The organism is Plantactinospora sp. KBS50, assembly GCF_002285795.1.
Taxonomy (GTDB): Bacteria; Actinomycetota; Actinomycetes; order Mycobacteriales; family Micromonosporaceae; genus KBS50.
Genome location: NZ_CP022961.1, coordinates 1749923 through 1758962 on the forward strand (window position 1 = coordinate 1749923; position 9040 = coordinate 1758962).

The 9040-nt window shown below is 71.6% G+C and carries 8 protein-coding genes; 6 read left to right on the forward strand and 2 right to left on the reverse strand.

From position 1 onward, the window contains the following. Positions 1–36: 36 nt before the first annotated feature. Positions 37–828 carry a transcriptional repressor LexA gene (gene lexA / locus CIK06_RS07955; RefSeq protein ID WP_095564289.1) on the reverse strand — a complete coding sequence of 264 codons (792 nt, stop codon included), beginning with the start codon at positions 826–828 and terminating at the stop codon, positions 37–39. A gap of 293 nt (positions 829–1121) precedes the next feature. Between lexA and CIK06_RS07960 the strand changes: the two genes are divergently transcribed. The 6 genes from CIK06_RS07960 (at position 1122) to CIK06_RS29180 (ending at position 8625) form a co-directional block, all read left to right on the forward strand. Continuing rightward, positions 1122–1493 (forward strand): LysM peptidoglycan-binding domain-containing protein, encoded by a 372-nt coding sequence (locus CIK06_RS07960; RefSeq protein WP_232534074.1) that lies wholly within the window; start codon positions 1122–1124, stop codon positions 1491–1493. A 422-nt stretch (positions 1494–1915) separates the two neighbouring features. Next, a complete protein-coding gene (nrdR, locus tag CIK06_RS07965; RefSeq protein WP_095564290.1) occupies positions 1916–2404 on the forward strand; it encodes a transcriptional regulator NrdR in 489 nt (162 codons plus the stop codon). 65 nt (positions 2405–2469) lie between these two features. Next, positions 2470–5352, forward strand: a complete 2883-nt coding sequence (locus CIK06_RS07970) for a vitamin B12-dependent ribonucleotide reductase (RefSeq protein WP_095564291.1) — start codon at positions 2470–2472, stop codon at positions 5350–5352. Between the two features lie 128 nt (positions 5353–5480). Continuing rightward, positions 5481–6434 (forward strand): DUF2332 domain-containing protein, encoded by a 954-nt coding sequence (locus CIK06_RS07975; protein ID WP_095564292.1) that lies wholly within the window; start codon positions 5481–5483, stop codon positions 6432–6434. 112 nt (positions 6435–6546) lie between these two features. Further along, complete coding sequence (locus CIK06_RS07980) at positions 6547–8412, forward strand: LamG domain-containing protein (RefSeq protein WP_095564293.1); 1866 nt, start codon at positions 6547–6549, stop codon at positions 8410–8412. A 39-nt stretch (positions 8413–8451) separates the two neighbouring features. After that, the gene (locus CIK06_RS29180) at positions 8452–8625 is read left to right on the forward strand and encodes a hypothetical protein (protein WP_157756645.1); all 174 of its coding nucleotides are present in this window, start codon (positions 8452–8454) and stop codon (positions 8623–8625) included. A 101-nt stretch (positions 8626–8726) separates the two neighbouring features. On the opposite strand, the gene CIK06_RS29845 is transcribed toward CIK06_RS29180, so the two are convergent. Then, positions 8727–8939, reverse strand: coding sequence for a hypothetical protein (locus tag CIK06_RS29845; protein ID WP_198348132.1), 213 nt, complete (start codon positions 8937–8939; stop codon positions 8727–8729). Positions 8940–9040 lie beyond the last annotated feature (101 nt).

Below are 9040 nucleotides of genomic sequence, written 5' to 3' on the forward strand. Positions count from 1 at the left end.
TCCCGGCGCCGTCGGGTCGCGGCGCGACCCGTACCGTCAGATCCGCCGCAGCACCGCGACGACCCGGCCCATGATGGTGGCGTCGTCGCCGGGAATCGGGTCGAAGGCCGGGTTCTGCGGCATCAGCCAGACATGTCCGTCGCGGCGGCGGTAGGTCTTCACGGTCGCCTCGCCGTCGAGCATGGCGGCCACGATCTCCCCGGCGTCGGCGGTCGGCTGCTGGCGCACCACGACCCAGTCGCCGTCACAGATCGCGGCGTCGATCATCGAATCGCCCTTGACCTGGAGCATGAAGACCTCGCCCTCCCCGACCAGCTCGCGGGGCAGCGGGAAGACGTCCTCGACGGCCTGCTCGGCCAGGATCGGGCCACCGGCGGCGATCCTGCCCAGCATCGGCACGTACGCCGGCCGGGGCCGATGCGCCCGGGACGCCTCGTCGTCGACCAGGTCGCTGGGCGGCCGGACGTCCACCGCCCGCGGCCGGTTCGGGTCCCGCCGCAGGAATCCCTTCCGCTCCAGCTCCTTGAGCTGGTAGGCGACGCTGGACGGGGAGACCAGGCCGACAGCCTCGCCGATCTCCCGCACGCTGGGCGGGTATCCGTAGCGCTCCACCCAGTTGCGGATGAAGTCGAGGATCCGGCGCTGCCGGGCGGTCAGGTCGACGGCGCTCGGGTCCGGGAAGGTGCTCACCACCGGGGTCACGGCGCGCAGCCCGGCCTCGCCGCCCCGGGAGCGGGAGCCGGCCCGACGACGGGTCGCGGACCCGGCGGCACTGGCGACCCCCTTCTGCGGGTGCTTCTGCCCGTTGGTGCCCTCGTCGGTCGACACGTCCGTCCTCCCTGGTCGACGGTGGTGCGGCGGTGAGCGATCCGGGCGGATCTGCCCGGTTTCACCCTCGTGCGGGGTTCAACCCGGTGCGATCACCGGTGGTTGGTGACGACGGTATCGGGGAGATCGGACAGTTTCAAACATCTGTACGACCTTCGATCGGCGTGTCGTGCCCGCATCCCTCGACATCCGTACGCCTGTTCTGATACACCATCGTACGTCCGTACTATCGAACTGCTGTTCGATCTTGGGAGGTCGCCGTGGTCGCGACAGGGGCATCGGGACGGCCGGGCGTGGCACATCGCCGCGCCGGTGGCGAGCTTCCCCGCGGCCTGCATCTTGCGCGCCGCGCGACCCGGCGGCGCCCGGCGGCACCGCCGCTGCGCCTGACCAGGCGCGGTCGCGTCGTGCTGGTCGGTGCGCTGGCGCTGCTGCTGGCCGGCCTGGTGGCGCTGCTCGCCCCCGCCTCCCGGGCGGCCGGCCCGGGGTCCGGGGCTCCCACCGCCACCGTGGTCCGCGAGGGCGACACCCTCTGGGCCATCGCCGAGCGGCAACTGCCCGGCCGCAACCCGATCGCCGTCGTCGCCGAGATCCGCCGGCTCAATGACCTGGACGGCTACACCGTCTACACGGGTCAACAACTCCTGCTGCCGGCGTGGCGTTGATCACTGCGCGGCGGTCCCCGGGTGGGTCCGGGAGCGGGCCGGTGACCGAGCCGGCGAGGTCGACGCCGGTCCCTGCCGGTGACCCACCGCCGTCGTGTCCTGCCGGCCCGGTGACGACGCGCCGGTACGCGCCGGGCAACTTGACCACGGGGCCGCACCGGCATACGGTCGACCCCAAGATGTAGTAGTGACAAGGGTGTAAGTCGTCCACAAGTTGGGTTTGACTACGCACCGCATCCCCGGACACCGCAGCCTGCGGCGACCTCGACGAGGCCCGCCGTGGGGCGTCGGGCGTGCCCTGAAGCGCGCCGGAGAACGCCCCGTGCCGCTTCGGTCCGGGACGGGGCGGGCCACCCGAGGCGCGACATCACAGGGCGTGGACACGCCCGGCAGGTAACCGCGACAACGGAGGGAGATCGGCGATGCGCTGCCCGTACTGCCGGCACGCCGACTCCCGGGTGGTGGACTCCCGGGAGGCCGACGACGGTCAGCTGATCCGTCGGCGGCGCTCCTGCTCCGAGTGCGGCAAACGGTTCACCACCGTCGAGGAGGCGGTGCTGGCCGTGGTGAAGCGCAGCGGGGTGACCGAGCCGTTCAGCCGTACGAAGATCATCGGCGGCGTACGCAAGGCCTGCCAGGGCCGGCCGGTCGACGACGACTCGATCGCCCTGCTCGCACAGCGGGTGGAGGAGACGGTCCGGGCCAAGGGCGCGGCCGAGGTGCCCAGCCACGAGGTCGGGCTGGCCATCCTGGGTCCGCTGCGCGACCTGGACGAGGTGGCCTACCTGCGGTTTGCCAGCGTCTACCGGTCGTTCGAATCGTTGGCCGATTTCGAGCGCGAGATCGAGACGCTGCGCGCGGCGGCCCGGGACCGGGCGGCCGCCGACCGGTCGGCGGCCGTGCCGGGCTGAACCGAGCCGAGTTAGTGAAAAGCCGGACGCGCCGCGGCTGCGGCGCGCGTGAGGGGGCGGATGAGATGCCGGGGGAAGGCGTGACAACAAGTAGCAGGAGTCGGACGCGCGCCAGCGTGAGCGGGCTTACCGTGGGCCGGGTGTGGACCACCGAGGGGACCCACCCGTACGACGAGGTGAACTGGGAGCGCCGGGACGTCGTCATGACGAACTGGCGGGACGGCTCGATCAACTTCGAGCAGCGCGGCGTCGAGTTCCCCGAGGCGTGGAGCGTCAACGCGGCCAACATCGTGACCACCAAGTACTTCCGGGGGGCCGTCGGCACCCCGGAGCGGGAGTGGTCGCTCAAGCAGCTCATCGACCGGGTGGTGCGGACCTACCGGTCGGCGGGGGAGCAGCACGGATACTTCGCCACCCCGGCCGACGCGGAGATCTTCGAGCACGAGCTGACCTGGATGCTGCTGCACCAGGTGTTCAGCTTCAACTCGCCGGTCTGGTTCAACGTCGGCACCAGCTCCCCGCAGCAGGTCTCGGCCTGCTTCATCCTCGCCGTCGACGACTCGATGGACTCGATCCTGGACTGGTACAAGGAGGAGGGGCTGATCTTCAAGGGCGGCTCCGGCTCCGGGGTCAACCTGTCCCGCATCCGTTCCTCGAAGGAACTGCTCTCCTCGGGCGGCACCGCCTCCGGCCCGGTCAGCTTCATGCGCGGCGCCGACGCCTCGGCCGGCACCATCAAGTCCGGCGGCGCCACCCGGCGGGCCGCCAAGATGGTCATCCTGGACGTCGACCACCCCGACGTGGAGGAGTTCGTCCTCACCAAGGCGCGCGAGGAGAACAAGATCCGCGCCCTGCGGGACGCCGGCTTCGACATGGACCTGGGCGGCTCGGACATCGTCAGCGTGCAGTACCAGAACGCCAACAACTCGGTCCGGGTCTCCGACGAGTTCATGCGGGCCGTCTCCGACGGCGGCACGTTCGACCTGCGCGGACGGCTGGACGGCGCGGTGATCGAGAGCATCGACGCCCAGAAGCTGTTCCGGACGATCTCCCAGGCCGCCTGGGAGTGCGCCGACCCCGGCCTGCAGTACGACGACACCATCAACGACTGGCACACCTGCCCCGAGACCGGCCGGATCACCGCGTCGAACCCGTGCTCGGAGTACCTGCACCTGGACAACTCCTCGTGCAACCTGGCCTCGCTGAACCTGATGAAGTTCCTGCGCGCCGACGGCAGCTTCGAGGTGGAGAAGTTCGTCCGCTCGGTGGAACTCGTCATCACCGCGATGGACATCTCGATCTGCTTCGCCGACTTCCCCACCGAGAAGATCGGCGAGACCACCCGGGCCTACCGGCAACTCGGCATCGGGTACGCGAACCTCGGCGCGCTGCTGATGGCCTCCGGCCTGCCGTACGACTCCGAGCAGGGCCGCTCGGTGGCCGCCGCCATCACCTCGCTGATGACCGGCACCGCGTACCGGCGCTCGGCCGAACTGGCCGGCGTGGTCGGCGCGTACGAGGGCTACGCCCGCAACGCGGAGCCGCACAGGCGGGTGATGCGCAAGCACGCCGCGGCGAACGACGAGATCAAGCCCACCGGGCCGGTGGCCACGGCGATCCTCGCGGAGGCCGGCCGGCAGTGGACCCGGGGCAACAAGACCGGTGAGAAGAACGGCTGGCGCAACGCGCAGGCCTCGGTCCTGGCGCCCACCGGGACCATCGGGCTGATGATGGACTGCGACACCACCGGGGTCGAGCCGGACCTGGCGCTGGTGAAGTTCAAGAAGCTGGTCGGCGGCGGTTCCATGCAGATCGTCAACCAGACCGTCCCGCGGGCGCTGCGCAGCCTCGGCTACCCGGAAGAGCAGGTCGAGGCGATCGTCGAGCACATCGCCGACCGCGGCCACGTGGTGGACGCCCCCGGCCTCAAGACCGAGCACTACCCGGTGTTCGACTGCGCCATGGGCGAGCGGTCCATCGCCCCGATGGGGCACGTGCGGATGATGGCGGCCGTCCAGCCGTTCATCTCGGGCGCCATCTCGAAGACCGTGAACATGCCCGAGGCGGCGACCGTCGAGGACGTCGAGAAGATCTACTTCGAGGGCTGGAAGCTCGGCCTCAAGGCGCTGGCCATCTACCGCGACAACTGCAAGGTGGGCCAGCCGCTCTCGGCCGCGAAGTCCAAGAAGGTCACCGAGGCGCTGCCGGTCCAGGTGGAGAAGGTCGTCGAGAAGGTGGTCGAGTACCGGCCGGTCCGCAAGCGGCTGCCGAAGAAGCGGCCCTCCGAGACCGTCTCGTTCTCGGTCGGCGGCGCCGAGGGCTACCTCACCGCCTCGTCGTACCCGGACGACGGCCTCGGCGAGGTCTTCCTCAAGATGTCCAAGCAAGGCTCCACCCTGGCCGGGGTGATGGACGCCTTCTCGGTGGCCATCTCGATCGGCCTGCAGTACGGGGTGCCGCTGGAGACGTACGTCAGCAAGTTCACCAACATGCGGTTCGAGCCGGCCGGGATGACCGACGACCCGGACGTCCGGATGGCCGCCTCGGTGATGGACTACATCTTCCGCCGGCTGGCGCTGGACTTCCTGCCCTACGACACCCGCGCCGAGCTGGGCATCTTCACCGCCAAGGAGCGGGCCGCCCAACTGCGCGCGGAGAGCGAGGCCGACAGCGGGGTGGACCTGGCCGCGATGGCCGCGTCCGCGCCGGTCGAGAACCGGCCGGAGGAAGAGGTGACCAGCGGTCCCGAGGCCGCGGCGGTCGCCGGGTCACCCGAGGTGGCGGCGGCCAAGCCGGCGCCGTCGGTGGGCTCCTCCACCGAACTGCTGGAGGCGGTGATCGGCAAGGCCGCCGACGCGCCGCTCTGCTTCACCTGCGGCACGAAGATGCGCCCCGCCGGCAGCTGCTACGTCTGCGAGGGCTGCGGCTCCACCAGCGGTTGTAGCTGACATCCGGCGGCCTCGGCGCTGACGCGACGCCGAACCGCTCGACCGTGACCCGCCCCGGGCCGGCGTTCCACGATCAACACCGTGGAACGCCGGCCCGGACCGGTCTGCGGGTCTGCCACCATCGGGGAATGACGATCGCCAGGTGGTACGCCGAGTTCGCCGCTCGGGAGGCCCGCGGGGTGTCCCCGACGTACCAGCGGCTGTCGGAGGCCGTGTCCCGCGACGGCGACCTGCTCGACCTGCTCGGCACGCTGCCACCCGGCAAGCGCCAACCCAACCTGCTGTTCGGGGTGGTCCGCCTGCTGGGCGGGCCGGTCGACGAGCCGGCGGCGTTCCGCGAACACGTGCTGGCGAACTGGCCGGCCATCGCGTCCGGGATGCGCACCCGGGCCACCCAGACGAACGAGGCCGGGCGGTGCGCCGTACTGCTGCCGGTCCTGGCCGCACTGCCGCAGCCGCTCGCGCTGCTGGAGGTCGGCGCCTCCGCCGGGCTGTGCCTCTACCCCGACCGGTACGCCTACCGCTACGGCCGGCACCGGATCGGTGCCGGCGAGCCGGTGCTGGACTGCGCCGCGAGCGGGATCGCGCCGCCGGACCGCGTACCCCGGGTGGTGTGGCGGGCCGGTCTCGACCTGAACCCGCTCGACGTGACCGAACCGGCGGACCTCGCGTGGCTGGATGCGCTGATCTGGCCCGAGCACGCCCACCGGCGTGCCCGGCTGCGGGCCGCCGCCGCGGTGGCCGCGGCCGACCCGCCGCTGCTGGTCCGCGGCGACCTGGTGGACGACCTGCCGGCGCTGGTCGCGCGGGCGCCGGCCGGTGCGACCCTGGTCGTCCTGCACACCAGCGTGCTCTATCAGGTGCCGGCGCCGCGCCGGGCGGCCTTTGTGGATCTGGTACGCGGGCTGCCCGCGCGCTGGATCTCGGTGGAGGCGCCGGACGTGCTGCCGTACGACGGGTTGCCGGAACCGCCGGACGACGCGGCGTACAACGTGCTCGCGCTGGACGGCCGGCCGCTGGCCTGGACCCGCGGACACGGCCAGGGGATCACCTGGTTCGGCCGGGTCCCTCCGCCGGCCTGAGAACCTGAGAAATCGGCTTCCCCCGGATTGTGAAGATCGTTAATCTGTCGACCACCTGTCGTGACGGACCTCCTGCGGGGAGTGTCGCGCGGCACCTGGGGAGGTCCTGGTCGTGTCATCGTCGCAGCGACGCGTTTCGTCGTGGTTGGTCGCCGCCGTCGTCGTGGGTCTGGGTCCGGCCCTGGTGGCCGGACCGGCCGCCGCCACATCGGATGTCGGCGCGTCCCCGGTCGGCTCCGGCGGCGTGGCGCCGCTCGTGCTCGCCGCGCCTCCCGGAGTGTCCTCCGCGGACTACCCTGCCGACGGGGTTGCGCACGGCGGAGCGGGAGTCGCGGGCTCGTTCACCTTCACCCCGGGTTCCCCGGACGTGGTGAAGTACGTCCACGGCTTCGCCGGCTCGCCCAACCCGCTGACCACGGTGACCGTGCCGGCGGGCGCGTCGTACACGGTGACCCTGACCCCGCCGTCGTACGGGCTCAACGTGTTGGAGGTCTACACCGTCGACTCGACGGGCCGGCGAAGCGACACCGCCCACTACAGCTTCATCGTGGATGCTCCCTCCTCCTCGGTGGCGCACTGGCCGCTGGACACCTTCGACGGGCACTATCTGAAGGACGTTGTCGGCGGTGGCTCGCTCACCGTCGACGGAACGGCCCGATGGACGTACGACACCAGGTGGATCGGCGAGGCGACGCCCGCCTTCGACGGTGCCACCCAGTTCTCCGCGCCGGCGCCCGCGGTGGACACCGGCGCCTCGTACAGCGTCTCCGCCTGGGTCCGGCTCGCCGACGCCGACCCGAGCGACCCCGATCCGGACCTGCCGACCCGGAACGAGACTGCGGTCGGCATCTCCGGCGGCAGCCGCAGCGCCTTCCACCTCGGCTACCGGATGGTCAAGGGCGAGCCCAGATGGGCCTTCGCGTTGCCGGCCGAGGACACGGGATCCTCGACCACGTGGACGGTGGCGAGTTCCGCCACGGCCCTGACCGTGGCCGATATCGGCATCTGGACCCACCTGGCCGGCTCCTACGACGCCGCAACGGGGGAGACGGTGCTGTACGTCAACGGGGTGCAGGCCGGCCGCAAGATCCGGAGGACCGCCGCGTGGCCGGCCGCCGGTCCGGTGACCATCGGCGCAGCCTGGGTTGCGACGGCGAACGGTACGTCCCGCCGCGGGCAGACGTGGATCGGCCAGCTCACCGACGTCCGGGTCTGGAACCGGGTGCTCACCCTCGACGACCTGTGGGGGACCGAGTCCGATCCGGCCACCGGGATCCCGGAAGTGGCCGGGATCCTCGCACCCGTCGAGGTCGCCGACTGGGACTTCAACGGGCAGCTCTATCTGGGCTGCGGCGCGGTATGGAGTAGCAGCTACTGGGCGTCGACCCTGGAGCTGACCGGCTGCACCGAACCGTATTCGGCCGAACAGAGTGCGGGCTACATCCTCGCTGGACCGGACGACAACGAGGCGCTGTGGCTCAACCACGCCGCGGACGGTTACGGCACGGACCCGGCGGAGCCCGGCTACGCCGTGACCGCTGCCGGCCCGGTTGTCCCGACCGACCAGTCGGTCAGCATCTCCGCCTGGGTACGACCGGCGGCCGTCGACGGCGCCGAGCAGGTCGTCCTGCGGGAGGGTCCGCTCAGCCTGTCCCGATCGGCCGGCGGGCAGTGGCGCTTCTCGGTCTCGGCCGGCGGGCTGGCGGTGGCCTCCTCGGACACGCCCGCCGTCGCGGGATCGTGGGTGCATCTCAGCGGCGTCTTCGACACGGCAACCCACGAGGCACGCCTCTACGTCGACGGAGTCCGGCAGGCGGCCGTCGGCACGAACGCGGTGGGCGCCGTCTCCGTCGAGCCGCTGTACGTCGGCGCCGAGTCGCCGACGAGCGGGCACTTCGCTGGCGATCTGGACCAGATCGTCGTCTTCGCCGGCGCCCTGTCCGACCGCGAGGCGCACAACCTGTACACCGGCTCGTAGCGTCCGATCCGCGTCCAACCGGGTAAGGGCGTCGACGGGGTGCGCCAGCAGACCGTGGCCACCGGCGCGGTCGGCGGCGTGTCGGCGCAATCCCTGTACGTCGGCGGCAACGGCGCATCCGATGCCCACCTGCATGGCGACATCGACCAGGTCAGCGTCTACGCGGGTGCGATGTCCGACCGCGAGGTCAGGGCTCTCTACGACAATTCATGATCTGCTGTGCGCCGGCCGCCCGATCGGCGTCCGGCACGCTCTGGCTCGTTGGTTCCCGCTCAACCCTGATGGCGGAGGTCGTCAATGCTCGCTCGGGTAAGTCAGGCGCGGTGGCGCCGGTCGGCCGGCCAGGTTCGGGGCGTGTTGCGGCTCTGGTTGCGGCGGCTGCGGCGGTCCCGCCGTGCCGGTCTGGCGGCGGCAACGGCGCTGTCCGTGCTGGCGTCGCTGCTGGTCGCGATGCCGGAGCAGGCGTCGGCGACGCCGCTGGAACTGAGCGTGACGCAGCCGAGGCCGGTCACCACGCGGCCGGTCAAGGCAAAGGCTCGGCCGGCGGACCTGTCCCAGGGCGCTGACCGTGCCCGGGCGACCGCCGCGACATGGCCGGCCGCGGGAACCGCCGAGGTCGCCATCGACG

Coding starts and splice junctions, on each gene's coding strand:
- CIK06_RS07975 (WP_095564292.1), top strand. CDS start 5,481: ATGACGATCGCCAGGTGGTACGCCGAGTTCGCCGCTCGGGAGGCCCGC.
- CIK06_RS07970 (WP_095564291.1), top strand. CDS start 2,470: ATGCCGGGGGAAGGCGTGACAACAAGTAGCAGGAGTCGGACGCGCGCC.
- nrdR (WP_095564290.1), top strand. CDS start 1,916: ATGCGCTGCCCGTACTGCCGGCACGCCGACTCCCGGGTGGTGGACTCC.